The 25,827-nt window shown below is 59.7% G+C and carries 19 protein-coding genes and 2 pseudogenes; 4 read left to right on the top strand and 17 right to left on the bottom strand.

Features of this window, described 5'->3' with window-relative positions; genetic code table 11:
• Nucleotides 1–4: 4 nt before the first annotated feature.
• From ACA074_RS13385 to ACA074_RS13430, 10 genes and pseudogenes are all read right to left on the bottom strand, one after another.
• Complete coding sequence (locus ACA074_RS13385) at nt 5–2,773, bottom strand: malto-oligosyltrehalose synthase (RefSeq protein ID WP_497679231.1); 2,769 nt, start codon at nt 2,771–2,773, stop codon at nt 5–7.
• Nucleotides 2,770–4,848: a 4-alpha-glucanotransferase gene (gene malQ, locus ACA074_RS13390; protein ID WP_497679232.1), complete on the bottom strand. Its 2,079-nt coding sequence runs from the start codon at nt 4,846–4,848 to the stop codon at nt 2,770–2,772. The genes ACA074_RS13385 and malQ overlap by 4 nt, the downstream gene beginning before the upstream one ends.
• Nucleotides 4,845–6,647, bottom strand: coding sequence for a malto-oligosyltrehalose trehalohydrolase (treZ, locus tag ACA074_RS13395; RefSeq protein ID WP_489879829.1), 1,803 nt, complete (start codon nt 6,645–6,647; stop codon nt 4,845–4,847). Before treZ ends, malQ begins: the two co-directional genes overlap by 4 nt.
• 17 nt (nt 6,648–6,664) lie before the next feature.
• Nucleotides 6,665–8,251, bottom strand: a complete 1,587-nt coding sequence (gene glgA / locus ACA074_RS13400) for a glycogen synthase GlgA (RefSeq protein WP_497679233.1) — start codon at nt 8,249–8,251, stop codon at nt 6,665–6,667.
• A gap of 588 nt (nt 8,252–8,839) precedes the next feature.
• Nucleotides 8,840–9,793 carry a D-2-hydroxyacid dehydrogenase family protein gene (locus ACA074_RS13405; protein WP_497679234.1) on the bottom strand — a complete coding sequence of 318 codons (954 nt, stop codon included), beginning with the start codon at nt 9,791–9,793 and terminating at the stop codon, nt 8,840–8,842.
• Nucleotides 9,794–9,806: 13 nt separating this feature from the next.
• Entirely contained in the window at nt 9,807–10,847 is a 1,041-nt protein-coding gene (locus ACA074_RS13410) for an alpha/beta fold hydrolase (RefSeq protein WP_497679235.1), read from the bottom strand.
• 87 nt (nt 10,848–10,934) lie between these two features.
• The gene (locus ACA074_RS13415) at nt 10,935–11,369 is read right to left on the bottom strand and encodes a YqaA family protein (RefSeq protein WP_497618094.1); all 435 of its coding nucleotides are present in this window, start codon (nt 11,367–11,369) and stop codon (nt 10,935–10,937) included.
• Nucleotides 11,369–11,815, bottom strand: a complete 447-nt coding sequence (locus ACA074_RS13420; protein WP_187678327.1) for a DUF411 domain-containing protein — start codon at nt 11,813–11,815, stop codon at nt 11,369–11,371. Before ACA074_RS13420 ends, ACA074_RS13415 begins: the two co-directional genes overlap by 1 nt.
• 165 nt (nt 11,816–11,980) lie before the next feature.
• Nucleotides 11,981–12,502 (bottom strand): annotated as a pseudogene (locus ACA074_RS13425) (methyl-accepting chemotaxis protein); the annotation flags it as partial.
• A gap of 339 nt (nt 12,503–12,841) precedes the next feature.
• Nucleotides 12,842–14,125 (bottom strand): annotated as a pseudogene (locus ACA074_RS13430) (HAMP domain-containing protein); the annotation flags it as partial.
• Between the two features lie 228 nt (nt 14,126–14,353).
• Between ACA074_RS13430 and ACA074_RS13435 the strand changes: the two are divergent.
• A complete protein-coding gene (locus ACA074_RS13435; RefSeq protein WP_187678329.1) occupies nt 14,354–14,893 on the top strand; it encodes a hypothetical protein in 540 nt (179 codons plus the stop codon).
• 40 nt (nt 14,894–14,933) lie between these two features.
• Here ACA074_RS13435 and ACA074_RS13440 read toward each other — a convergent pair whose 3' ends face one another.
• Genes ACA074_RS13440 through ACA074_RS13460 form a run of 5 tightly spaced genes read right to left on the bottom strand, consistent with a single transcriptional unit; the run spans nt 14,934 to nt 21,984 of the window.
• Complete coding sequence (locus tag ACA074_RS13440; RefSeq protein WP_497679236.1) at nt 14,934–15,857, bottom strand: GNAT family N-acetyltransferase; 924 nt, start codon at nt 15,855–15,857, stop codon at nt 14,934–14,936.
• Nucleotides 15,835–17,145: a phenylacetate--CoA ligase family protein gene (locus ACA074_RS13445; RefSeq protein ID WP_497679237.1), complete on the bottom strand. Its 1,311-nt coding sequence runs from the start codon at nt 17,143–17,145 to the stop codon at nt 15,835–15,837. The genes ACA074_RS13440 and ACA074_RS13445 overlap by 23 nt, the downstream gene beginning before the upstream one ends.
• A gap of 43 nt (nt 17,146–17,188) precedes the next feature.
• Nucleotides 17,189–19,594, bottom strand: coding sequence for an aldehyde dehydrogenase family protein (locus tag ACA074_RS13450; RefSeq protein ID WP_497679238.1), 2,406 nt, complete (start codon nt 19,592–19,594; stop codon nt 17,189–17,191).
• Between the two features lies 1 nt (nt 19,595).
• Entirely contained in the window at nt 19,596–20,726 is a 1,131-nt protein-coding gene (locus ACA074_RS13455; protein ID WP_497679239.1) for a LuxE/PaaK family acyltransferase, read from the bottom strand.
• Between the two features lie 10 nt (nt 20,727–20,736).
• Nucleotides 20,737–21,984 (bottom strand): MFS transporter, encoded by a 1,248-nt coding sequence (locus ACA074_RS13460; protein WP_497679240.1) that lies wholly within the window; start codon nt 21,982–21,984, stop codon nt 20,737–20,739.
• Between the two features lie 85 nt (nt 21,985–22,069).
• Between ACA074_RS13460 and ACA074_RS13465 the strand changes: the two genes are divergently transcribed.
• Complete coding sequence (locus tag ACA074_RS13465) at nt 22,070–22,246, top strand: hypothetical protein (protein WP_497679241.1); 177 nt, start codon at nt 22,070–22,072, stop codon at nt 22,244–22,246.
• Nucleotides 22,247–22,257: 11 nt separating this feature from the next.
• Here ACA074_RS13465 and ACA074_RS13470 read toward each other — a convergent pair whose 3' ends face one another.
• On the bottom strand, nt 22,258–22,398 hold the full coding sequence (locus ACA074_RS13470) for a hypothetical protein (RefSeq protein ID WP_187678336.1): 141 nt from the start codon (nt 22,396–22,398) through the stop codon (nt 22,258–22,260).
• 157 nt (nt 22,399–22,555) lie between these two features.
• On the opposite strand from ACA074_RS13470, the gene ACA074_RS13475 reads away from it, so the two are divergent.
• On the top strand, nt 22,556–22,744 hold the full coding sequence (locus tag ACA074_RS13475; protein WP_187678337.1) for a hypothetical protein: 189 nt from the start codon (nt 22,556–22,558) through the stop codon (nt 22,742–22,744).
• Nucleotides 22,745–22,762: 18 nt separating this feature from the next.
• Here the strand turns inward: ACA074_RS13475 and ACA074_RS13480 are convergent, their stop codons facing one another.
• On the bottom strand, nt 22,763–23,140 hold the full coding sequence (locus tag ACA074_RS13480) for a fe2+ zn2+ uptake regulation protein (protein ID WP_497659476.1): 378 nt from the start codon (nt 23,138–23,140) through the stop codon (nt 22,763–22,765).
• A 301-nt stretch (nt 23,141–23,441) separates the two neighbouring features.
• On the opposite strand from ACA074_RS13480, the gene pvdQ reads away from it, so the two are divergent.
• Complete coding sequence (gene pvdQ, locus ACA074_RS13485; protein WP_497679242.1) at nt 23,442–25,787, top strand: bifunctional acylase PvdQ; 2,346 nt, start codon at nt 23,442–23,444, stop codon at nt 25,785–25,787.
• Nucleotides 25,788–25,827: the final 40 nt, after the last annotated feature.

The raw sequence follows: 25,827 nt of genomic DNA on the forward strand, positions 1-25,827 counted from the left end.
ATGCTTACGTTAAGTGTTGGATAAAGAGATTGACCGGGACATCCCCCAGCGCGTCGCTGACATTCAGCTCCCTGCTTTTTGTGACTGCTGTGGTTGCAAAAAGTCCCTTCAGATTTTTGTCAGAGGCGGCGAACGGTAAAACCACCCGCGTATCGCCCCAGCGCAGCGCATCGATTTGCGGGACGGCACTGTTTTCCAGCAATGTCGCGCAGCGAATCGGCACGATCACGATGGCTTGCTGACCTTCATGCTCGCGAGCAAACGCGAGCACGTTATGCGCCTGGCTGCCCAGCACCTCCAGCGGCTGGTACGTGCCACGCCGGAACAGCTCGGCGTGTTCAGCGCGCAGGTTCAGCACTTGGGCGATCAAGGCTTGCTTGATGTGACCGTCACGCCAGTTCGACAGCAGCTCCGTGGTCGGCGCCTGCGCCGCCAAAGCCTGCTCGCGAGCGGGGTAGTCCACCGGCCGGCGGTTGTCCGGATCGACCAGGCTGAAGTCCCAGAACTCGTTGCCTTGATACAAATCCGGCACCCCCGGCACCGTCATGCGCAGCAAGGTTTGCGCCAAGCCGTTGAGCGCGCCGGCTGCGGCAATGCTGTTGACCGTTTTGCTCAACGCCGCGCGCAGCAGTCCACCTTCTTCACCGGTGAGGAGTTTTTCGGTGAATGCCTGCGCGGCGTTTTCATAGGCTTCGTTCGGCGCGCTCCAACTGCTTTGCAGCTTGGCTTCACGCAGGGCTTTCTGTTGCCATTGCCAGATGCGTTTGGCGTAGTCGGCAAAACCTGCCTGATCGCCGTCATGCAAATCCAGCGGCCAACTGCCGAGCAGCGCCTGATAGAGAATCAGCTCATCACCGGTCGACGGCATTTGCTCGTCAACGCGCACAGGGCGGGCGAGGGCGCGCCACAGTTCGATCTGTTCGGCGTACCAGTGGCTGCGCTCGCTGAGTACCGCGAGGCGCGCGCGGGTGTCTTCGCCGCGTTTGTGGTCGTGGGTGGCAGTGGCCAGCAGGTTGTCGGGGAATTGAGCCAGGCGCTGCAGATTGATCTCGTGGAAATCGCTGACCGGCGCGCTGAACTGCTCGGTGTTGTAGCCGACGTCATTGCGCGACAGCAGCACGGCCGAACGATACAGCGCGGTGTCTTCCACGGCTTTGGCGGCCGCCGGCGAAGTCAATTGCTGGAAGCGTACGCAGGCATGTTTGAGGATTTTGCGCGAGCGTCCGCGTGGCTTTTGTCGCCATGGGGTGCCGCCGAGCCACGCTGCAACGCAATCGAGCACTGGCCAGTCGCCTTCGCCGAGAGTCTGCCGCGCACCGTCCATGGCCTGCTGGAAAAACACGTCATCCTGCGCCGAGCGACCCATCGCGCTGATGTAGGTGCGATACACCGGGAAATGCACGATCAACGCCTGTAGTACGCGGCGAATTGCGCCGAGGGTCAGGTCGCGGGTCATCAGGTCATCGCGGGCCACTTGCAGCAGCGCTTGGGCAACGCTTTCGCAATCGCTGGCCAGCGAGCCATTGAGGATCTGCTGACGCGCCAGCTGAGCTTCTTCGATAAACGCTGCGGGGCGTTCGGTGCGGCGCTGCCACAAGTCACCGAGTACGAATTCGCCGTCCGGATCGTGTTGCAGCAACGACAGCTGATTCATGAACTCGTAACCGGTGGTGCCGTCCACCGCCCAGTCGCGGCGCGGGGTTTCGCCAGCGCCGAGGATTTTCTCAATGTAGATCGGTAGATGCCGTCCCGGCGCCAACAGGTCAACACGCCGACGCAGTTTGCGGCAGTAACCGCGCGGATCGGCGAGGCCGTCGATATGGTCGATGCGCAAACCGTCGACCAACCCTTCGGCGATCAACTGAAAGATTTTGCCGTGGGTCGCTTCGAACACCGCCGGACGTTCGACGCGCAAACCACCCAACTCATTGATGTCGAAGAAACGCCGCCAGTTGATGTCGTCAGCCGCCGTGCGCCAACTGGCGAGGCGATAGCTCTGGCGCTCCAGCAACTGATGGAGCTTGTGGAAGCCTTCCTCAGTAGTTGAGTCGTAATGCTCCAGATTGCGCTGGATGGCTTCAAGGATCTGCGGATCTCTGGCCAGTTGCCGCAGTTCTTCCTTGAGCGGGCCGGCCAGTGAATGGGCGTTGGTCTGATAGCTGAGGGCACTGAAATGATCGGCGAGCGATTTCAGCGCATCTTCGGGTTTGAGCAATTCGCCGTAATCGTTCGGGCAGATCGGGAAGCGGTGATCGTAATGCTCGACGTGGAAGCTGCCGTTCTGCGCATTGAAATGCAGTCTAAGCGTGCCTTCCTGCAACGCGACACCGTAATCGCTGCCGAGAAACGGCAGCAGCAACTGGCCTTCCATCAACGGGTCCGGCGAGTGCCACTGAATGTCGAAGAACTCACCGTAGGGGCTCAGGCGTCCCCATTCCAGCAGATCCAACCACCATGGATTGTCACTGCCGCCAACCGCCATGTGGTTGGAGACGATGTCGAGGATCAGGCCCATGTTGTGTTCGCGCAGGGCGCTGACCAGGTTCCGTAGCGCGGGTTCGCCGCCGAGTTCCGGGTTGACCTGAGTCGGATCAACCACGTCGTAGCCGTGCATCGAACCTGCCCGCGCCGCGAGCAGTGGTGAGGCGTAGATGTGGCTGATGCCCAGACGGGCGAAATACGGAACCAGTGGCACCGCTTGTTCAAGGGTGAAGCCTTTGTGAAATTGCAGGCGCAGGGTGGCGCGCAATGGCTGGATGAGCGCCTGATTCATTGGTCACGCTCGGCTGCCTGAAGGCGTGCGCACGCCAATAGTTCAAGACGCCGCGCTGCATCCGCACCGTCGAGCAAAGCTTCGCTGGCGCCGGGCAGGCGCCGCGACCAGTTCGGATGCGTATCGATCGTGCCTGGCAGATTGGCTTGTTCGTCGATGCCCAGCGCGTCTTCCAGCGGTAGCAACACCAGCGGCGCGCGAGTATGTCCGAGGAAACGCACGCTGGCGTCCACCACCTGATCGGCCTCGTGGGATTCTTCGCGAAAGTTCTGCGGGTCTTGGCTCAACGCTCCGCGCAGGCCTTCACGCTCCCGTTGACGATGCCGGCGCCATTCGATTTCGCCGTTGGCATCGACAAAACCCAGTCGCGAATTCCAGTCGATGTCGCGGCCATGCCACCAGCCGTTTAGCGTCGGCAGATCGTGAGTGCTGGTGGTCGCCAATGCGTTATCCGGCCAGTCGAGAATCGGTTTGAAACGGGTGTTGTCCTGTTCGAACAACAGCACGCGCATGCCGAGCATGGAGCGGGCGATGAGTTTTTCCTGGAGACCGTCGGGCACGGTGCCGAGGTCTTCGCCGAGCACAATCGCTTGATGACGATGGGATTCAAGCGTCAGCAAGCGCAACAGATCGTCCACCGGGTAATAGAGGTAGGCACCGTCGGCCGGTGCCGCGCCGTTGGGAATCACCCACAGGCGTTGCAGGCCCATGACATGGTCGATGCGCAAACCGCCCGCGTGGGCGAAGTTCGCGCGCAGCATTTCGATGAAGGCACGAAAGCCGTTGCGGATCAGGCCTTCGGGGGAAAACGCGGAAATCCCCCAGCCCTGACCGGAGCGATTAAGGATGTCCGGCGGCGCACCAACGGTGAGCGAGGCGAGCAGTTCGTCCTGAAAGCTCCACGCCTGGCTGCCAGCGCCATCGGCACCCACGGCAAGGTCGGCGATCAGGCCGATGCCCATGCCGGCGCTGCGCGCGGCGGTTTGCGCACGCTCCAGGCATCGGTGGATCAGCCATTGGCAGAACGCAAAGTAACCGATGCGCTCGGCATATTCTTCGGCAAACGCTTCGAGGGCGGCGCCGCGCGGGTCGTGCCAATGTTCTGGCCATTCGCGCCAGTCGAGGCTTTCGCCCCGTGCGGCGCGCATTTCCTGGATGGCTTCGAAGCGGCAGTGGTTTTCCAGTGCCTCGCCACCGGCATGACGAAAACTGGCGAAGTCCGGGTGCAACGGGTGATCGCCCGCAGTGAATCCGTCGTACAGGGCTTGCAGCAGTTTGAGCTTGGCCTCGGCAGCGGCGGGCCAGTCGATCAGTTTCAGGTCTTCCAGTTTCGCAAACTGCTCGGCCAGACCAGCGCTGTCGATCGCATCGCGCAAAGCCCGTTCACCGAGAATTGCGCCGGGTGCGGCATACAGGGAATTGAGAAACAAACGGCTGGATGGCGAATATGGACTGTAGCGCCCGGTGTCGGCGCTGAACATCGCGTGCAGCGGGCTGATCGCCAGTGCGTCGGCACCGCGTTCACCGGCCACCCGCGCCAGTTCTTCCAGTGCCTGGGTGTCGCCGAAGCCACCATCGCCGGGGCGACGCAGGCCATATAGCTGCACGCTGAGACCCCAGGCGCGCGGGATCGGATTGTCGACCGCGTCGCCGACGCTGAAGCAGCGCTCAGGCGCCACGGCAAGTGTGAAGTATTGATCGTCAATGTGAACCTGTTGATAGCCGACCGGGATCAGGCCGGGCAGTACCGACTCGGAATCGAGTTTCAGGTTCATACGCGAACCGTCTTCAAGGTGGATCTCACACGGGGTTTCAGGTTTGAAATAACGCGCCAGATCAACCCCGACGCCGACATCACTGGTCAGCAGCGGCGGCAGGTGACGGTCTTGCTGGACCTGTTGCAGTTCAAGCAGGCTGGCGTCGATTTCCTGGGAGGTGCTGGCAGGGTGGCCAAGGCCGATCAAGACATTGCGCAACACCGCCGGGGCGACTTTTTGCGGGCGGCCGTTGGCGTCGATCCAGTCGACGGCAAGGCCGGCTCTGCTTGCAAGTATTTCCAGTTGCGCATCGCTCATAGGCGCTCTCCATCCAAAGGTTGCAAAGGGGTTGCGGCCGTGAGGCTGACAAGCGCGCAATACGGGGGCAGCAGGCCCTCATCCGACAGTTCGACGGCAGGTGGCTTTTGAAAAAGCCACACTGCGCCGGTCCGTGGAGGGTTGACCACCGCCGTATCACTGAGGTTCAGGTCGATTCGCAGCTCACTGCCATCGCCAAGGCGCCAACGTGCGCTGACGGCGCCATGGCCGAGCATTTGCGCTCCCAGCGCCTGAGTACCAGACAGGTGGGGGATGATGTGTTTATGGCGCAATTGCAGGAGTTGCCGGTACAGCGCGAGGGTTTGCTGTTGCAGTGGCGTGCCGTTACCAATCAGCCGTGGCTGTGAGGCATGGAAAGTTTGTTCGGCGTTAGGATCGGGAATCTGCTCGCGTTTGTGCGGATCGTTGAAGGCACCGAACGCAGCGAATTCATTGCGCCGGCCTTCGCGTACCAACTCCGCCAGTTCGCCGTGATGGCTGGTGAAGAACTGGAACGGCTGCTCGGCGGCAAACTCGTCGCCCATGAACATCATCGGGATCATCGGTGACAGCAGCAACAGCACGGTTGCTGCCTGCACCGCGCGGGGATCGGCCAGTTGATGCAGGCGCTCGCCAAAGGCGCGGTTGCCAATCTGATCGTGGTTCTGCAGGAACAGGACAAACGCGGTCGAAGGCAGGTGTTCACTCGGTTCGCCCCGGGGTTCGCCATGGCGGGTGATGTGGCCCTGAAACACGAAGCCCTGACTCAGGCAACGCACCAATTGTTCGGTGGGTTGCAGGGCATAGTCGGCGTAATAGGCATCGGTTTCGCCGGTCAGCAACACATGTAAAGCGTTATGGCCGTCGTCGTTCCACTGCGCGTCGTAATCATTCTCCAGCAGGCTCGATTGATTGAGCTCGTTTTCCACGGTCAGCCAGACATGACGGGTCGGGTCGATCTGCTGGCGGATGCGCTGGGCCATGTCACTGAGAAAGTCCGGATCTTCGATGGCGTGCACCGCGTCCAGGCGCAGGCCGTCGAAGCGGTATTCGAGCAGCCACATCAATGCGTTTTCGATGAAAAACTCGCGCACCTCGGTACGTCGAAAATCGATCGCCACGCCCCACGGGGTATGTTTGTCCTCGCGAAAGAAGCCTTTGGCGTAACGGTGCAGGTAATTGCCATCGGGGCCGAAGTGGTTGTAGACCACATCGAGAATCACCGCCAGACCGTGGCCGTGAGCGCTGTCGATCAGGTGCTTGAGTTGTTCCGGTGTGCCGTAGGACGCTTGCGGCGCGTACGGGAGGACGCCGTCGTAACCCCAGTTTCGATCACCCGGGAACTGCGCCAGCGGCATCAGTTCGATGGCGGTGACACCCAGCTCAACCAAGCGTTGCAAGTGCTGTTCGACCTCGGCAAATCCGCCAAGCGCACCGACGTGCAGCTCGTAGATCACCGCTTCGCTCCACGGCCGACCGCGCCATTCGGTGTGTCGCCACTGATAGGCCAGCGGATCGACTACCACGCTGCGGCGGTCGAGGTCGCCGTCCTGTGCTCTGGAGGCTGGGTCGGGCACCTCAAGTTCGCCATCGATGTTGTAGCGGTAACGCGTGCCCGCCGGGCAACGGGTCTTGATCACAAACCAACCATCGGCCTGCGGTAGCATCGGCAGTGACTGTCCGTCCTCCAACTCCACGCTGACGTAAAACGCATCCGGCGCCCACAGCGCAAATTGTGTGTGTTCGGCGTCCTGCATGATCGCGCCGTGGGGCCAGTTCTCTTGGGTCCGTAACGGCATCGTGGAAAACTCCCTGATTATTTGTGGTGTGCTTTACCCAGCGCCTTGGCGACCAGTTGTTCATAGAGTTCAGCGTAGGGTTCGACCGCTTTACACCAGTTGAATGGCGCGGCCATGGCCCGGCAACGCATGGCGTTGAGCAGTTCGGGAAAGGCAAAGACCTTGAAGGCGCGGCTCAGGGCTTCGCGGTAGCTGTCGGCGGTGGACTCGTCGAACAGGAACCCGGTGACGCCGTTTTCGATGGTGTCGGCCAACCCCCCGGTGTTGCGTGCTACCGGCAACGAACCGAAGCGCTGGGCGTACATCTGGCTCAAGCCGCATGGCTCGTAACGCGAAGGCATCAGCAAGAAATCGCTGCCGGCAAACATCCGGCGGGCGTCGGTTTCGTTGAAACCGATGCGTACGCCGACCTGGCCGGGAAAACGCAGCGCCAATTCGCGCATGGCTTGCTCTTCTTCCGGCTCGCCACGACCGATAATCGCGATCTGGCCGCCGTTCTGTACGATGTACTCGGAGACTGCCTCGGTCAGGTCCAGGCCTTTCTGATAGACCAGGCGCGAGACCACGGCGAACAACGGGCCTTCGGAGTCTTTCAGCCCGAACAGGTCACGAACGTGAGCGGCGTTGACTGCTTTGCCTACCCAATCGCCAATGGCGAAGGGCGCGAATAGATGTGGGTCAGTGGCCGCGTCCCAGCTCTCATCAATCCCGTTGGGGATACCGCTGAGCAAACCCTGCTGGGTCTTGGCGGCGAGAAAGCCGTCGAGGCCGCAGCCGAAATCCGGGGTAGTGATTTCCTGTGCGTAGGTGGCGCTGACTGTGGTGATGTGGCTCGAATAGGCCATCCCCGCCTTAAGGAACGACATCTTGCCGTAGAACTCCATGCCTTCCTGTTGCAGGGCATGGTTCGGAATGCCGAGCTCGGGGCAGGAGCCGAGGCTGGTGACGCCTTGATAGGCCAGGTTGTGAATGGTGAACAGTGTTGGCGTGCGCTGCCCGCGCCAGTGCATATAGGCAGGGGCCAGACCGGCCGGCCAGTCATGGGCGTGCACCAGATCCGGGCACCAGTGAATCTGGGCCAGATTGGCGGCGATATCGGCAGCAGCCAGACCCAGGCGAGCAAAGCGAATGTGGTTGTCTGGCCAGTCGCGACCGTTGTTGGCGCCGTAGGGCGAACCTTCGCGCTCGTAGAGCTCAGGGCAGATCAGCACGTAGATCACCAGCCCGTCCGGCATGTCCATGCGTCCGATCTTGCACGGTGGCAGCGCGGCGTGGCCGCCGAGTTCGCCGATGATATGGATCGGGTTTTCGCTGTGCATCACCTGCGGATAACCGGGGATCAACACCCGCACGTCGTGCAGATGGGCCATGGCGCGGGGCAGGGCGGCGGAAACGTCACCCAGGCCGCCGGTCTTCACCAGATCTGCGATTTCCGAGGTCACGAACAATACTTTTTTCTTGTTGGGATTCTGACTCGCGACCGGAGTCAGCGTCTTGGTGCCGGGGACGCTGATCGATCGGCTGCCGGGAACGCTGACGGTACTCGATTCGCCTACTGACTGCTGAGCACGCTCTCCCTGAATATCCAATGCCGCACTGATCATATGAATCTCCCGTCTCGTTGATCTGATTCTTGTCTTGAACAAGCGATGTCCATGGCCAAGTCCTGTGGCCGGGCGCAAACGCGCCTCGCATCGGTGAGCAAACGCTACCCAACACGCGCTAGCAGAATGGGTGGTGAGGCCATTGCAAGGAATGAACCAGTCGCGTTCCCCCTGCCTTTCAGATGACCCGCCGTCTTCAGCAAAAGTTTCGATTATTTTGCTGTGGTGTGACCGGCCGGTTTCGCCCCGCGAAAATGAGTCTAGGCCAGATCCTAGAGCGGGCGAGGGGGAATGGGTAAATTGTTCGACAATCGGTTGGCGAGGCACGGAAACCGTGGTGTGAGGGGGGAAACGCACCGACGAAGTGCAGGTTTTTTTGGGGAGATGGGTCAAAACGGTGACTGGACGGTCACGATTTTGTGCTGGTGGGGAGAGAGGGCGCACTGTTGTGGTGCGGGCAGTTATTGATTTGGATGACTGCATGGCTCCTGTAGGAGCTGTCGGGTGAAACGAGGCTGCGATCTTTTGATCCTGCTTTGCAAAGATCAAGATTAAAAGATTGCAGCCTTCGGCAGTTCCTACAGGGTTTCAGTTCAATAAACGAACCGGGTTGCCCGCCGACCAGCCTTGTATATCCTCGATCATCTGCGAAAAGAACTGCGCATAGTTCTGCCGACTGACATACCCCACGTGCGGTGTCGCCAGCACATTGTCCAGCGTGCGGAAAGGGTGCAGCGCGGGCAGTGGCTCCTGATCGAATACATCCAGCGTTGCCCCGGCAATACGCTGTTTCTGCAAAACCTTGATCAGCGCCGCTTCATCGACGATAGGCCCGCGAGCCGTGTTCACCAACAGTGCAGTCGGTTTCATCCAGCCCAGCGCCTGCGCATCGACCAGCCCGCGACTGCGTTCGCTGAGTACCAGATGCACCGACAGCACATCGGCCTGTTCGAACAGTTCCTGCTTGCTGACATGGGTCACGCCGGCCTGTGCCGCACGTTCTGCCGTGAGGTTTTCGCTCCAGGCAATCACCCGCATGCCGAACACCTGCCCAAACTGCGCCACTCGCTGACCGATACTGCCCAGGCCGAGAATACCCAGCGTCTTGCCGTGCAGATCGCCGCCCAGGCTTTGCTGCCATTGACCGGCGCGCAGCGAATTGGCTTCGTTCACCAGATTGCGCGTGGCCGCCATGATCAGCGCCCAGGTCAGTTCGGGCGCGGCGTGTTTGTAGCTGTCGGTGCCGCAGACCTTGATACCCAATTTTGCCGCTGCCTGCATGTCCAGCGCGGCGTTGCGCATACCACCGGTCACCAGCAACTTGAGATTGGGCAAGCGCTTGAGCAGGTCTTCATCGAACCGCGTGCGTTCGCGCATCACGCAGATCACCTGGTACTTGCCCAGCCGTTCGGCGAGCGTGGCGTTGTCCGCCGGGTAATCATGTTCGAATGTCACTTCACCGATGCTGTCGAGGACCGACCAGTCGACCACGTCGCGGGCCACGTCCTGCCAGTCATCGATTACCGCAATCTGCACCGCCATCAGCGCTACCTCATCAACGAACGGGATTGGTCTTATCCAGCCAGCCGAGCAGTGCCTTGTGGAACTGCTCGGGTTCTTCCATCTGCGGAGCGTGGCCCATGCCGGGGAACTCCACCAGTGTCGACTGCGGGATCAATTTGGCCACTTGTTTGCCGAGCACGTCGTAGTGACCGATTTGCGCTTTCACCTCTGGCGGTGCCAGATCCTTGCCGATGGCGGTGGTGTCGGAGGTGCCGATGAGCAGCAGGGTCGGCATCTTCAAGTCCTTGAACTCGTAGTACACCGGCTGGGTGAAAATCATGTCGTAGATCAGAGCCGAGTTCCAGGCCACCTGGGTTTTGCCCGGGCCTTTGCTCAGGCCTGCGAGCATGTCGACCCAACGGTCGAATTCCGGTTTCCAGCGACCATCGTAGTAAGTGGTGCGCTCGTAGTCGCGGATGCCTTGGGCAGTGACTTTGAGTTCGCGCTGATACCACTGATCCACCGTGCGATACGGCACGCCGAGGGCTTTCCAGTCTTCCAGACCGATCGGGTTGACCAGTGCCAGTTGATCGACCTGATCAGGGAACAACAGCGCATAACGGGTGGCGAGCATACCGCCGGTGGAATGGCCGAGCAGGGTGGCTTTCTGGATGCCCAGCGCTTTGAGCAACTGCTGAGTGTTGGTCGCCAGTTGCTGGAAGCTGTACTGATAATTGTCCGGTTTGCTGGAGGTACAGAAACCGATCTGATCCGGTGCGACCACACGGTAACCCGCTTCGCTCAGGGCCTTGATCGAACTGTCCCAGGTCGCCGCGCAAAAGTTCTTGCCGTGCATCAGCACGACGGTGCGGCCGTTGGCCTTGCCGTGGGCGGCGACGTCCATGTATCCCATCTGCAGGGATTTACCCTGTGACTGAAAGGCGAAATGTTTAAGCGTGTAAGGGTATTCAAAGCCCTGCAACTCCGGGCCGTATGCCGGGCCTTCGGCCGGGGTGGCTGCAGCATGGGCAAACAGGGGCAGGGCAGCGGTAAGGAACAAGCCCGGCAGCCAACGGGAAATCGCGACAGACATAAGTTCAAACTCCGTATGAAATCGGCGGATGCTGGAATGGCCGGATTAGGGCGACGTTAAACACAGGCAATCTCCGGGCCTGAATGTTCAACCGAGCCAGCCCAGCGTCAGCATGGCCAGTACGGCATAACGTGCGCCTTTGGCGAGGGTGACGATCAGCAGGAAACGCCCGAGCGGCTCGCGCATCACGCCCGCAATCAGGGTCAGTGGATCGCCAATGATCGGCAGCCAACTGAGCAACAGCGACCAATGCCCGTAACGCTCATAGTGCTTGCGAGCCGTGGCCATGTGCGTGGCGCTGACCGGAAACCAGCGTCGATCCTGAAAACGCTCCAGCTCCCGGCCCAGCCACCAGTTGACCAGCGAGCCGAGCACATTGCCAAGCGTCGCCACCGCCAGTAGACCCCAGAGCCAGTAACGGTCGCTGACGATCAACCCGACCAGCAAGGCCTCCGACTGCAGCGGCAACAGCGTCGCCGCGCCGAATGCCGCAAAGAACAAGCCGATGTAAGCAGCGCCCATCAATGGGCCGGGTAGTCCGCCACCACCACGTCAGCGCCGTCCTTTTTCAGGCCGATCACTTGATAGGCATCGCTCATGCCGTCCATTTCCATGCCGGGTGAGCCCATCGGCATGCCGGGTGCGGCAACGCCGAGCAAATCGTCACGCTTGCTCAACGCCAATACCTGTTCGGCCGGCACATGCCCTTCAACGAATTTGCCGTTGATGATGCCGGTGTGGCAGGAGGCAAGGCGCGGCGGCACGCCATGTTTTTGCTTGAAGCTGCTCATGTCGCTTTCGACGTGGTCTTCGACTTTGAAACCGTTGGCTTCCAGGTGGCTGATCCATTTTTTGCAGCAGCCGCAGTTCGCGTCGCGATGCACTTCAATGGGGATCAGGTCGGCGGCTTGCGCCAGGGAGGAGATGAACAGGGCGCTCAGGGCGACCAGACGCAGGTGGGTTCGCATGATGGGCTCTCGACTTGGATGGCAGCCAAAAAGAACGCAGTTTGACCGAATTATCCTGTCCCGCATCAACGCAATGTTACAAGTTGATACAGCGCAGGCTGGCAGGATGATCGTAGATCAACCCTGACAGCCTGCTGAGCGAGAGATTACAAATTTGTCAGAGGCTCAACTTACCTTGAACCGCCCCATGATCGCACTCACGCGACTATTGGCTTCCAGCAGCTGACGGGTGTTGAGTTCGCTGGCCTGGCCGCTTTGCACCAGTTCATCGACCATGTGCCGGATCTGCACCATGCTGCGGTTGATCTCTTCGGTCACTGCACTCTGTTGCTCGGCGGCGGTGGCGATTTGTGTGCTCAGGCTGTTGATGTGGCTGACGGAGCCGGCCATTTCATCCAGCCCGGAGTTGACTCGTGCCGTGGCGTCGGCGGCCGATTGGCAACTGGCTTGGGTGTTTTCCATGGCGCTGACCGACGAACTCACCCCTTGGGTCAGGCGAGTCAACATCTCGTTGATTTCCGATGTGCTGGCCTGGGTGCGGGCGGCAAGGGCACGCACTTCGTCAGCCACTACGGCAAAGCCACGACCCTGCTCGCCGGCACGGGCCGCTTCGATGGCGGCGTTGAGGGCCAGCAGGTTGGTCTGCCCGGCAATTGCGCCGATCACCCCGAGGATCTCGGTGATGCGCTGGGCGTCCTGTTGCATGTTTTCAACTTTGTGGGTGGCGCTGGCCACTTCGTCGATCAACGCCACCACGCTGTTGGTTGCTTCGCCCACCACCACCCGCGAACGGTCGGCGTTTTCGTTGGCGCGCTGGGTGAACGCGGCGGTTTCAGCGGCGTTCTGCGCCACGCTCTCGGCGGTCGAACTCATTTCGGTGATAGCGGTAACGGTCTGATCGGTTTCCGAGGCATGCCGTAACAGGATCTGGCTGGTGTGCGCCGAAGTGCGCTGCAGGTTGTCCAGACTCGACGCCATGGCGCCGGTGGCCTGGGTGACCTCGCCGATCATGTTTTGCAGGTAAGTGATAAAGGTGTTGACCGAATGGCCGATGGCGCCGAGTTCGTCTTCGGCGCGGATGGTGATGCGTCGGGTCAGGTCGGCATCGCCGCTGGAGAGCAGGTCGATGTTGGCTTTCAAGGCTTTCATGCGCTGCACCAACTGGCGAATCGCATAGAGTTGCAACAGCACCAGCAGGATCACCATCGGGATCTGCAACAGGCTCAGCGTGCTGAGCACGTCGTCGCGCTGGGCGGTGAGCATTTTCGTCGGCAGGGCAGTGGCGAGGAACCACGGCGTGCCTTCGATCGGGCGCATGAAGAAGGTGCTGGCTTCACCGTTGTTGTCGAACTCGACACGTTGCGCCTGATCGCGGTTTTGCAGGCCGGTTTTGACTTGACTGGCGAAGGTGGAGCTGGCGGCCAGTTCGCTGATGTTCTTCAGCACGATCGGGCCACTGATGCGCGAACTGTTGCTGATGATCTTGCCGTCGGCCTCGACGATCAGCATTTCGGCGTTGAGGTCTTTTTCCTTGCGAGCCACCAGGTCATTGAAGAAGCCCAGTGTCACGTCGATGGTCGACACGCCCCAGGCGTTGCCGTTCTTCTGAATGGCCATGGCGCAGTTGGTGCGCGGCTCGGCGCTGGCGTCGTCCTTGTAGGCCGCGGCCCAGGCGCACTGACCGCGTGGCGTAGCCATGCCGCCCTTGTACCAGCTCTGGTCGTAATAGTTGGGGGCCGCGTCACTGTTCCAGAACGTGTTGACCGCCAGTTTGCCCGAGGCATCGCGGTGCCAGAAGGTGCTGAACTTGTTGCGCCCGGTTTCACGTTGGCCCGGTAGAGGCCAGATGCCGCCGCCGAACACCTTCAGCTCGCCGTACTGATCCACCAGACCTGGCAACACCGAGTCGATGGCCGCGCTGTCGAGCAGTGGGATGGTCTGGGTGATGCTGCGCTGTTGCGCCTGAACCTTGTTCAGTTCGCCCTGAATCTGTTCGGCGACTTCGGCGATGCGGTTGAGCACTACCTGTTCTTCGGTATGACGCAGCTTGGGAGCGACCAGTTGGCTGATGCCAACCACGGTCAGTACGGACAACAACAGAATGAACAGAACCAGAAACAGCGTGTAGCGAGCCTGAATGGTGCGGAATGCGGGCATGGAGACCGGTCCTTGAGCTGCGTTTCTTATTAGGGGGCGTGGGGTAAACAGTGGGGGTATGCCTAACGTATCGTCGCTATGTCGAGAAGCTTTAGGTACAGGCGTACTAAAAAGACGCGACCCGATGGCCGGGAGGTATCCGGTTTGATACATACAAACTAACCAGGCGGTTCGTTAGTGCAAAAAGCCTAATGAAAATTGTCTGGAAGAGAACTTGCGGGCCAGCATTTACGGGCGTTTGTCGATTTGTATCGAGAATGTACAAGAATTGTAAACGGATGCATGAAAAGAGTTGGTGCCATTAGTTGGCCGGTAGATACTTCTGCGCATTCAAGTCGATCAAAAGGACATTTTCATGCTCGTCTTCCAAGGAGCTTACCCATGACTATCGGCTACACCGGGGCCTGGCAAAGCAAGGCAGGTCTGTTGGTACAGGACACCGGTACTCGCGGAAAACCGGTAACGCAAAGCGCCAAGGTCAAGCAAATGCTGAACCTGGTGGGCAATGATCCCAACGCGCTCAACATCGCTGAAATGGACAGACAAAAGCTGCACAAGAACGTCAAGGGCTTCGATCCGGAAAACGTCTCGGCCAAAAGTCTGGGCAATCTGAGTGCTTTTCTGCGCGGACGTGGATTGATATCCGAGATCACCGCCATGACGCTGCTTAATGCTGGCGACAAGTTTGATCGGTTCGGCGTGCCGAAAGACCCCGACGCCAAGTTCAACGCGCTGGAATATTTCGCCACGCAGTTGGATACCATCCAGACCAACAACATCAAGGGCGACAAGTACGCCAATGGCCTGATCCCTGAATACAAAAAGGCCATCTATGTGTTGCAGAACCTCAAGACCTACGGCATGGGTAATGGCCGCAGCGTAGCAACACCGAACGATAAGGGTATCAGCGCCAAGGCCTGAGTTTTGAAAACGGCCCGGTCGCCAGGAGCGGGCCGTTTTTTCAATGCCAGATGTCTGCGGTTTGCAGTTGCATCTGATCGTGCAGACGTTGCATGTTCGGGCAGTGCAGCGCCAGCGCACGCGGGTGCATACCCCGATGGAAAAGCGCAAGCCATCCCCCTTCATTTCCGTCAACGGGTGCCAGCCCGGTAAACACAAATCCAATGGCCGCCAGTCTGTCCAGGTCGCGGGCAAAGTGCTGCGACAGCCCGAGCCGGATAGAAATCAACCAGTGCTGCGGCAGTCGCCGTATCTGTTTTAGCAGGACAGGGTCCAATTCCTTGATTCGCATGTCATGCCGATTGGCGTGTTGTTCAAGTTGAATCGCCGGGCCACGCCATTGAATCATTTGCTCCTGTGTACCGAATACCCGACACAGATGCTGCATGAAGGCCCGGCAACTGGCCGGCCAGGCCTGCCTGGGCAAAGGGCGTTGATAGCCGTCGATGACGCGACAGCCCAGGACAATCGATTCAGGCGCCGGGCTACCGAACGGTGAGGGCACGTAATCCGGCAACAGTCCGGTGTTGTGGAAGCCGAGGGTGGTTGCCATGCGTTGCGTGTACGGATGATGGGTCACCTGTTTGATTGACACGTCGTGACAGCCAAGCGCTTGTGCGTGCGCCAACAGTTGCTGACCCAGGCGCGTGGCGATGTTTTGCCCGCGGGTATCAGGATGTACGGCGCTCAATGCCAGTTCGGCGGTGTACGAGTTCGTGTCGCGAAACAACGTGGCGTGGCCGCGAATCTGTTGCCCGACCACGGCGACAAGCGAGTGCCAGCGCTTGTCGGCGTGGTTCTGGCTGATCAGATGCGGCAGGTACACATGGGGCTGCACGTAATGGTCGCCATAGACCTGCCGGAAAAGTTGGCTGACGGCCGTCGCATCGGTTTCGCGATAGTTACGCAGGATCAACTGTTCCATCGGCCAACTCCTTGTCGTTGTGTTCGTAGCGGCGCAGATCCAGCACGCGCAGGCATTTGCCCGAGCGAGGATGGCGTGGCAGATCTTCAAGCGTGCAACAGCGCACTTGCAGATCCATAAGTTGGTCTGCCTGCAGTTGCGTGAACAACGGGTACAACTCGATAAGCCCGGCCTCCAGCCCCAGGTTGACCTCGGCCATGGTGGTGGATTGGGCGGTTGCCACCCATTTCAGGCTCAATACGTCCTTGTGCGCGACCTGTTCTATGACCAGTTGCCAGTCGTCACTGGCGGCGGTGCGTCGGACCAGTTCGGCGAGTTCATCAGGGATCAGCGACAAAATACCCACCCGTACCCGTTGGCTGTTCGCGCTGCGGCCCTTGAGTGCGAATTTGCGCTGCGCAGTGCCTGCGGGCTCGCGCCAGCAGGCACGGTCGCCAACCGGGTAACGAATCAACGGCATCAGGCGCCGGTTGAAGTTGGTGATCACCAACAAGCCAGCGCGATCGCACGCCTCGATCACCTCACCGGACTGTTCGTCGATGATCTCCAGTAGGGCGTGACCGTCATGCATGCGATGCTCGCCGTCGGCACAGTCGCGATGGTTAGCGCCGATGAAGCCGGCATCGACGCTGGCGTAACCGATAGAGCTGATGCGCGCATTGGGAAACGCCCGGTTGAGGAGGTGGCGCTGTGAAGCAAACAGACTTTCTCCACCATAGAGCAGGGTATCAACGCCGGACAGTGTCTGCCCCCGATGCTTGAGCCAGCTCGCAAAAGTCAGCAAGTGGGCGGGCAAGCCTGCCAGCACATTGATCCGATTCTGCATGATCGCTTCGGCCAGAACGGCCGAATCGACGTCGCCAGTGAATGGAAACTCGGTGATATTTTCAGCGACATTTGCAAGGGAGTCGTGGATGAACAGGAAACTGGCGTAGAGATCACCTGCAAAGAACAGGTTGGCCACTCGGTCACCGGATTTGAATTGCCATTTCAGGCTGCTACCGAACTCACGCACCAACCGGCGCCATTCATCACGGGTATACACCGAAAGTTTGCCGGCACTGTTTGAACCGCCGGTTTTAAATACCAGTGCCTGTTCTACCGATCCTGTCAGAACCGGCCAATGACTGAGGATCTGACTGTCGCTCCAATATTCAACCGGATCAATCAGGGGTAGTTGTGTGAGCGATGTAATTGTGTCGGAAATATCAGCGAAGTGTTTCCCATAGTAGTGCGAGTGATGACGAGCAAACGTTATCAACTCGTTTACGGAATCAGTTGTTTTCACAGCGTTCTCTTTTTCAATAAAGGGCTAATCGAATTCGTGGTTTTTATTGACGTCGCGAATCAATCAATAACGGTGTTTTGCCGCTGTGTTTGTTTCGCGTGAAGTTTTGCGTGGCGCAGACCTCAACTTCCAGAACCAACAGAGCGGTTTCAATAACGGTCGCCAGCGTCGGGTAATTTGCTAACCGGGCCCGGACTTCCTGTGCGTTGAGCTCGCTACGCAGTTGCATGCGCTCGAGGCCGTCGGGCGCATGATCGAGCAGCAGTTGAAACGGCACTTGCAGGTGCGACGCCAATTCGCTCAATGAAATGAAGTCGGTGCCGATGCGGATCAGCTTGCCGTGGCGTTGCAGCAGTTCGAAGCGCGGTGAGGTCAGTCCACAGGCGCAGGGGCCGGACAACCAGCGTCCGCTGTCACCGACGTCGTACCGCTGAACGTGCTGCCCTTCCCGTGCGATGGAGGTGAACAGCAGTCGGCCGATTTCATCGTCAGCCACGGGGCGATCATCGTCGAACGCGACGATTTCCAGATGCTGGGTGTCGGTCATCAGATGGAACACGCCATCGCCTGTCGCTTGGCAGGCGTGACCGAGGGGGCCGGCGTCGACGCTGCCGTAGATCGCCGAGCGGATGCTGGACACGCCGCAACTGCGCAGCAGTGTCCGGCTCTGTTCGCTCAGGTGCTCGCCGCCGAGATACACCTTGTCGATCCCGCCATAGGCTTGCAGTCGTTGCCGTTCGTTGAGGAACAGGCGGTGCAGAGTACTTGGCATACCCATCAGTACGGTCACGCGCTGATCGACGATCAGTTGGGCGATTTCACGGTAATCATCGTCGGTCGGGGCACCCATGGGCAGGTGCGTGATGTCGAGCAGTTCGAGCACTTTGGCAAAGCTCAGAAAGCCACCGTACAGCCCGCCACAGAAGAACAGATTCATTACCCGGTCCCGCGATGGGTCGAGGCCTGCGGCGAACAAACCGTCGGCGGTTGCGCGCATCTGTCGCTGGAAATCGCGATGGCTGTAACCCGACAACGCCGGTGTACCGCTGCTGCCTCCCGAACGGAAATACAACTGGGCTTGTGCGTTGATCGGCTGGGCGATGAACGCTTCTTTGTTCATGATCGGCCGGCCGGGAAGCAACGCGGGCGTTGGCGTGCGGTCGAGGGTGACATGGTTTGCCAGCACTGCGGCAGGCAAGCTGACAGACACGCGCCGGCTGAGCCGTTGCAACGCATAGACGCCATCGTGCGGTTCACCGTCATAGCCATCGTGGATGCCGTCGATTGGCGCGATACGTGTCACACCGGCAGAAATCAACGTCCGGGCCAGTTCGCCGATGTGCGAGTCGGCGCACAGCAGGGCACAGCTTTGCAGGACATTGCGCCATGGCAGCAGAGAGGCAGTGATCAGCGCTCGGGGCACGGGATGCAGCAGCACACTGCGAAACAATGGCGAAGGACCGAGTTGGCGCTCATGTGCCCAGATCACCCGCCAGCCTGGTGCGCTCCAGACATGGCCGGTTTGATCGGCAAAACTTTGCGCCAGCCGGGACATTTGCATGTGCGTGGTGATTTGCGACGCCTCTTGAGGCGTGGGCAGCAGTGCCGGCCATTGCCCGCTGCGCCGTTCGAAAGCCGCGGCCAGGCGTTCACCGATGTCGCGCAGCACTGCCGGGTCGTCGCTGTCCACCAACAACCATTGCGGGCTTGAGCAGGCCTGCTGATCCAGCCGACAGACTTCATCCGCCACAGCGTCCAGGGCCTGCGGCGTGGCGGCATCGGCTGTCAGGTAGACGAAGCTGATGCGGTGTCCCCAATCGATCCAGCGGCAGCCCGCTGGAATCTGTTGACGAATCGCTTGCAGGGCCGATTCACCGCCCCAGGCCGCGACACCGTTGGCGCGTTGGCACAATCGGCCAATCTGCGCAGTGCCGACCGGCAATACGGCAACGTAACCGGCGAGTTGTCCGCTCGGGTCGCATTGCTTCAAAGCGTCGAGCAGTCGGGCGGTCAGATGCTGATCGCTGCTGCTGGGGCGCAACCAATTGACGTTGCCCGCCAGCAAGCTTTCCAGTACCGCGCAGAATGCCAGCAGCGGCGCGTTACCCGGGGTGATGTGCACCACCAACCCGAGCGGACTCCAGCATTCGAAGCGCGCTTGCCGATAATCGATCCGGCGCAAAGAGTCGGGCTGCGTGCCGAGTTCGCGTTGCAGTTTGACCTGCAATTTTTCCGCGGCGCAGAAGTCGATCAGGCCTTGCCGTTGTTCGGTATCGAGTGCGAACGCGTCGGGGGTGTCGCGCAATTGCTCGGCAAAGCGTGTGGCGGCCGTCACCACGGTGCTGCTTTCAAGCGGCGTACTCAGGTGCTGCGCAAGATCCTGTTGCAGGCATTCAAGTGCGTCTTCGAAGTTGTATGTGTCGTGCAGATGCCCATTTATCAAATACATCTCAGTGTCCCCCCAGCAATTCGGCTGCCGCCATCGCGCAGCTTCTGCCCGCCGTTGTACCGGCGCGGCCATGCAGTTCGAACCAGTCGTTGGCCAGTCCACAGCCGCAACTCGCGCCGGGGTGTAACGTGGCCAGGTCACTCATCACGACGGCATGCGCAGGGCTGGACGAGATGTAGGGTGAGACAAAACTCAGCAAACCTTTTTGACCGTAGGGCAGTAGGGATAAATCTGCCGGATTGCGAACAAATACCTTCGAATAGACCGGGACATGGAAATGGTGCCGAGTACATTCGATGTAAGGCACGGCGTGCTCGACGGCGCCGTAGCCATCGCGACAACGGGACGTTTCAATGCCCAATTGCCGGTGGATGCGGGCATAGAGCTGCTGTCTGGGGATCTCGTCGGCGGCCTGGGTTTTCCAGCCACCACCGAAGAAGGCCAGCGAGTCTGCGGGCAATTGAATATTGCCCACGCCGGTGTCCTGCATGCGTTGCAGGGTTTGCCAGAGAAAGGCCGGAAAGCCGAGGATGCGCACCGGCAGACCTTCTTCGGCGAACGACTGCAAGGCCTGGATGACGCCGAACACGTCGAATTGATGGCCGTTACCATTGTTGCGCAGGGCGTAGACCACGCGATGGGGAGGGGCGAAACGACACAGAAACTGATCGGTGAACGAGGTCCCCAAGGTGATGCGACCTTGCGGCTCATAACTGAGCAGCAGGTAGTTGCACGGCGTGTCCGGGGTGTCCCAGCCGTAGTGACGGAAAATCTGCGCGACCATGAATTGGGCGGCGGCCAGGCTGCGCTCGTCATAGCGCATGCGACTTTTCTGGCCGCTGGTGCCGGAGGACGTCAATTCCAGAGCGTCTTCACCAACGCTGCTGAGCAGCAGTTTTTGTTTGAAGTAGTTGGCAAATATCGGCGGCAGGCGTGACCAGTCATCGAGACTCTCCAGATCGTGCGCGTCGAGTCCATTCGCATTCAACCAATGTTCGTAGCCGGGTGTGTGCTGGCAGTGAAACCGGCTGATTTCGGTCATGGCCTGGTTGAACAGGTCAGGCGGCACCGAATCCGCGCAATAGGGGTGTGTCAACGCGCAGAGCGCGTTACTTGAGGGTAAGTGGATCATCAATATTCCTTTATCGAATTGGACCGGAGGCGGTTTTTGCGCCATGCAAGAAGCCGTGCAGCAAGGGCAGGCACAACAGGCCGCTGAGCGCGGCACACAGGGCGAATAATTCAAGGCGAGTGCCACCGCCGATGGCGGCAATGATTGAGCCGCCGATGCCCATCACGGCAATCGAGATCATGCCGATCATGGCCGAGACCAGACCTTTGCTGTCGTCCGTGCTGAACAACGCCAGGCGATACAGCGCGGCATTGCTGATGCCCAGTCCCACGGCGTATAGCGCCAGACCGGCCACCACTGGCGCCAGGCCAGCGCCGAGCAACGCGCAGCCCATCAGCGCCAGCAGGCCCAGGCAGAGCGGCCAAAGCGCCAGTCGAATCAAGCGGGGTAGCGTGTGAGTGACCAGCAAGCGGTCGAGGATCAGATTCCCGGCAATCACGGCTGAGAAGATCGGGATTTGCCACAGGCCGTATTGTAAGGATGTCAGGCCCGACACCTGGATCAGCAGCAACGGCGACAGCCCGATCCACGCGATCAGCGGCAAGCTCATCAGGCCCAGCGCGAGGCTTGCGCCAAGGAACCTGCGGTTGCCGAGCAGGGCAAGGTAGCGCTGTCGCGTCTGAGCAACGGAGAAAGCGCGCGACGCTGGTTGGCACCCATCCCGGCGCACAACGCCTACGGTCTCCGGCATCCAGGCGTACAGCCCCACCCAGACGGCACCCGCTATCAAGCCCAGACCCAGAAACAATTCGCGCCAGGTCAACCATTCCAGCAGCAGGCTGCCGAGTAACGGGCCAAGTAACGGTGACAGCAGCGCGACATTGCCGAGCAGAGCCATCAGGCGCACGGCATCCGCCTCGCAGAATACTTCTTGGAGCGCCGGATAACTGACCGCCACGACAAAACCCAGGCCCATGCCTTGTACAAGACGCAGCAGATTGAACGTTTGAATGCTGTTGGTGATGAATGCCGCTGTACAGGAGGCGGCGAACAGCGCGCAGCCGCAAAGCAATACCGGCCGTCGACCCCATTGGTCCGACAGCGGTCCGATCAGCCATTGCAGGCAGACTCCTCCCAACAGATAAAGATTGAACGCGTAGGGAACATGATGGGCATCCGCTTGTAATTCTGCGGTGACGTTCAACATGGCCGGCATAATCAAGTCGCTGGCCATATAGGTCAGTAGTTCAAAAACGGTAAGCGCCAGACAAAAGCCGATCAATTGTCTGGGGCCGATTTTTATTAATGTTCTGTGCATGGACATCCCTGTTTAAAGTCTCGAAAGAGTTGCCAGAGACTAGGTGCAGATGTTCGCGTCGCCTAACGCTTTGCTGAGACATTAAATGTCCAATGCTTTCAGGTTGTTTAATGGATCCAATATTTCCGTAGTGCCGGAAGTTGCCGGCGGTTGGCAAGTTCCGAGGCAAAAAAATGCCCGCGAAATGGCGGGCATTGTTTTCAAGTTGATCGGGGTTGTGGCGTTCCTGCCCGGTACATTTTTGACCGGGCGGGCGGGGTGAGTTGTGCTGTTCTAGCGGTGTTGATAATAGCCAGGGCCTCCCTGGTAAAAACGATGATGATCGCCATGCCCACCGCCGTGGGGGAAGATGATGCAACCACTCAGGGTCAGCAGGGCGAGAACGGGAATCAGCCAGGTGATTCGACGCAGCATTTGAAAGTTCCTCATGGTAATGCCGTCATGAAGCCAAAACTCTTCATCGGCTGTAACATGAGACCCCGATTGCTGCGGCGCATCCCCGTAAAACGGTAAGTGCATGGCATGCAAGCGGATACAAACCGGATACATTCCAAAGTTTCAGGAAACCGCAATGACCCAGAAGCAACGCTTGATTTATTCGATTCTGATCGCCGTGTCTGTGCTGGCGATCATGCTCGGCCTGTCCTGGCTGCAAAACGCCGGGAAGATCGATGAAAAGACGTTCCAGTACATCGCCATTGGTGTGGCAGTGGTCGTGGTGATTATCAACGGCGTGATGCGCCGCAAGGTCAAACCCTGACGGCGATCGCCAAGCGCTTCAATCGTTGTTGAGGACGGCAGCAGCCTGTGGATGCAGGCTGTAGCTCTTGTCCGCATTGAAGGTGACCACCCCCTCGGCGCACAAACGTTTGAGCACTTCGCGCACACTGAGGAAGGACAGCGGAATATCCAGGTCCAGCAACTGGCTGTGGACGCCGCGCACGCCCAGACGACGGTCGCTTTGCGCCGCAACCAGCAGGGCATCGATGACTTTCAGACGAATCAGGCTGGTGCGCAGCCCGAAACTTTTCAGCAGCAGGCGGATGCGTTCGTTGCCGTGACGCTCGACGCGTTGCCCGAAATCGCTCGCGTGGGGGCTCATGGAAGCTCCTTTTGGGGCCTGGCTACCGTCCGTTGGTAGTTGCGAGTTGTACATGCGATTACTCCTTTTCAGAGCCTGATCGGGAAAGGTTTTTGTGAACTCTCTAAACAAGACGTATCAGCTCGACAAATCATGAAAGAAAAAATGTAGAAAATTTGTCGGAAATTCGTCTTTTGCTTGTAATCACTGCCTTAACGCCCTGCGGCGGGCTAAATTTTTTTTCTTCGGCTTCGTTTCTCAGGACAGGCTCATTGCGCGTGGACGCGTGGGTGTTTCCAGAGTGGGTCCGCTGCCCGGCATGTTTTTCGCGCGGCAACGCCAGATCCGCTCTTCGGTATTTCGATCAGGAGCGAGCGTGATTATTTCCAGGCAATTAACCGGAGTGACCCTAGCCGGTATGTTTTTCGGGCTGAGCCTGTCCGCTCAGGCGTTCAGCCCGGCCGTCGATACCAGTGCACAGATCCGCCGTACCGGTTTTGGTGTGCCGCATATCCGCGCTCAAGATGAACGCGGTCTTGGTTTCGGCATCGGTTATGCCTATGCGCAGGACAACCTGTGTCTGTTGGCCAACGAGATCGTCACGGTCAACGGCCAGCGTTCACGCTATTTCGGCCCGGATCAATTCACCGTCGAGCAGCGCGAAAACCGCGTCAGCGATGTGTTCTTCACCTGGCTAAACACCCCTGAGGCGGTCAAAACGTTCTGGCAGGCACAGCCTGCCCAGGTGCGTGATCTGGTCGAGGGTTATGCCGCCGGCTACAACCACTACCTTGCCGAACGCCGACCGCAAGGCTTGCCGCAACAATGTCAGGGCGAGTGGGTGCGCGACATCGCGCCTGAAGATCTGGTGAAGCTGACCCGTCGCCTGTTGGTCGAAGGCGGTGTCGGCCAGTTTGCCGAAGCGCTGGCGGGTGCCACACCGCCACAGGCGACGGCGCAGGTTGAACACGATGCACACGCCTACCAGATGGCGGACGCCCGCCAGCAGCGCTTTGCCCTCGATCGTGGCAGCAACGCCGTGGCGGTGGGCAGTGAGCGTTCGTTCAACGGTCGCGGGATGCTGTTGGCCAACCCGCATTTTCCGTGGGTCGGCGGTATGCGCTTCTATCAAATGCACCTGACCATTCCCGGCAAACTGGATGTCATGGGGGCTGCCTTGCCGGGCCTGCCGATGATCAACATCGGATTCAACCAGCACCTGGCCTGGACCCACACGGTCGATTCCTCCAAGCACTTCACGTTGTATCGCCTGCAACTCGACCCAAAAGACCCGACGCGATATCTGCTCGATGGCCAATCACTGCCGATGAGCAAGCAGACGGTGACTGTGCAGGTCAAACAGGCCGACGGGCAGGTGGTACCGGTCACGCGCGACATCTACAGCTCGAAATTCGGGCCGATTGTGCAATGGCCGGGCAAACTCGACTGGGACAATCAGTTCGCCTATAGCCTGCGTGATGCCAACCTCGATAACGATCGCGTGCTGAAGCAGTGGTATGCAATGAATCAGGCCGCCACGCTCCAGGATTTGCAGGATTCGGTGCACAAGATTCAAGGCATTCCATGGGTCAATACGCTCGCCGTGGATGACAAGGGTCAGACGCTGTACATGAACCTGTCGGTGGTGCCGAACGTCAGTAATGAAAAACTGGCCAAGTGCAGTGACCCGCGCGCCGGTACGCGGATGATCGTGCTGGACGGCTCCCACAGTGGCTGTGCCTGGGACATCGACCCGCAAGCCGCGCAGAAGGGTATTTATGCTTCCAGCCAATTGCCGCAATTGCTGCGCAAGGACTTCGTCCAGCACTCCAACGATTCCGCGTGGCTGGCCAACCCGGCGCAACCGCTCACCGGCTTCTCGCCACTGATCAGTCAGGAAGGGCAGCCTTTGGGTCTGCGTTCCCGGTTTGCCCTGGATCGCCTGGCTGGCCTGAGCAAGAAAGGTTCGGTGGCGGTGAAGGATCTGCAGCAGATGGTGATGGACGATCAGGTTTATCTGGCGAGCCAGGTCGTGCCGGATCTGCTGAAGTTCTGCGCAGCGGATCTCGGCGCCGACGCGCAAGCACTGAAGCCGGTCTGTGCCAGCCTGAAGGCGTGGGACGGGCGGGCCAATCTGGATTCGGGTCTGGGTCTAGTGCATTTCCGGAATATCATGCAAACGTTGCAAGAGTCAGCGGATATCTGGCGCATTGCCTTCGATCCACAAGATGCGCAACACACACCGCGCGGTCTGGCTGTCGAGCAGCCAGCGGTGGCCAGGCAATTGCGCGCAGCAATGCTGGCGTCGGCCGAACTGGCAGGCAAGATGGGCCTCACGCCGCAAACCCGTTGGGGGCATATCCAGGTGGTCAGCAGCGGCGGGCAGCAGACGCCGATTCATGGCGGGCCGGGCACTTTGGGGATCTACAACGCGATCCAGAGCGTGCCACGCGAGGACGGCAAACTTGAGGTGGTCAGCGGCACCAGTTACCTGCAAGTGGTGACGTTCGATGACAAAGGGCCGCACGCACAAGGGTTGCTGGCGTTCTCATTGTCCAGCGATCCGGCATCGAAGTATTCGCGCGATCAGACCGAGGCATTTTCGAAGAAACAGTGGAGTGTGCTGCCGTTTACCGAACAGCAGATCAAGGCAGATCCGCAGTATCAAGTACAGACCATTCGTGAGGCGGCGGACAAGGCGGGGAAAGTCGCCGCGCAGTAAACACGGCATGACCTGAGACACAATTGAAGGCCGTATCCCG

The sequence above is a fragment of the Pseudomonas sp. LBUM1655 genome, assembly GCF_059716085.1.

Coding starts and splice junctions, on each gene's coding strand:
- ACA074_RS13470 (WP_187678336.1), bottom strand. CDS start 22,398: ATGCTGCGTCGAATCACCTGGCTGATTCCCGTTCTCGCCCTGCTGACC.
- ACA074_RS13480 (WP_497659476.1), bottom strand. CDS start 23,140: ATGTACAACTCGCAACTACCAACGGACGGTAGCCAGGCCCCAAAAGGA.
- ACA074_RS13455 (WP_497679239.1), bottom strand. CDS start 20,726: ATGATCCACTTACCCTCAAGTAACGCGCTCTGCGCGTTGACACACCCC.
- ACA074_RS13410 (WP_497679235.1), bottom strand. CDS start 10,847: ATGTCTGTCGCGATTTCCCGTTGGCTGCCGGGCTTGTTCCTTACCGCT.
- ACA074_RS13475 (WP_187678337.1), top strand. CDS start 22,556: ATGACCCAGAAGCAACGCTTGATTTATTCGATTCTGATCGCCGTGTCT.
- ACA074_RS13465 (WP_497679241.1), top strand. CDS start 22,070: ATGTCCAATGCTTTCAGGTTGTTTAATGGATCCAATATTTCCGTAGTG.
- glgA (WP_497679233.1), bottom strand. CDS start 8,251: ATGATCAGTGCGGCATTGGATATTCAGGGAGAGCGTGCTCAGCAGTCA.
- treZ (WP_489879829.1), bottom strand. CDS start 6,647: ATGCCGTTACGGACCCAAGAGAACTGGCCCCACGGCGCGATCATGCAG.
- ACA074_RS13440 (WP_497679236.1), bottom strand. CDS start 15,857: ATGGAACAGTTGATCCTGCGTAACTATCGCGAAACCGATGCGACGGCC.
- ACA074_RS13385 (WP_497679231.1), bottom strand. CDS start 2,773: ATGAATCAGGCGCTCATCCAGCCATTGCGCGCCACCCTGCGCCTGCAA.
- malQ (WP_497679232.1), bottom strand. CDS start 4,848: ATGAGCGATGCGCAACTGGAAATACTTGCAAGCAGAGCCGGCCTTGCC.
- ACA074_RS13405 (WP_497679234.1), bottom strand. CDS start 9,793: ATGGCGGTGCAGATTGCGGTAATCGATGACTGGCAGGACGTGGCCCGC.
- ACA074_RS13460 (WP_497679240.1), bottom strand. CDS start 21,984: ATGCACAGAACATTAATAAAAATCGGCCCCAGACAATTGATCGGCTTT.
- ACA074_RS13415 (WP_497618094.1), bottom strand. CDS start 11,369: ATGGGCGCTGCTTACATCGGCTTGTTCTTTGCGGCATTCGGCGCGGCG.
- ACA074_RS13450 (WP_497679238.1), bottom strand. CDS start 19,594: ATGTATTTGATAAATGGGCATCTGCACGACACATACAACTTCGAAGAC.
- ACA074_RS13420 (WP_187678327.1), bottom strand. CDS start 11,815: ATGCGAACCCACCTGCGTCTGGTCGCCCTGAGCGCCCTGTTCATCTCC.
- ACA074_RS13435 (WP_187678329.1), top strand. CDS start 14,354: ATGACTATCGGCTACACCGGGGCCTGGCAAAGCAAGGCAGGTCTGTTG.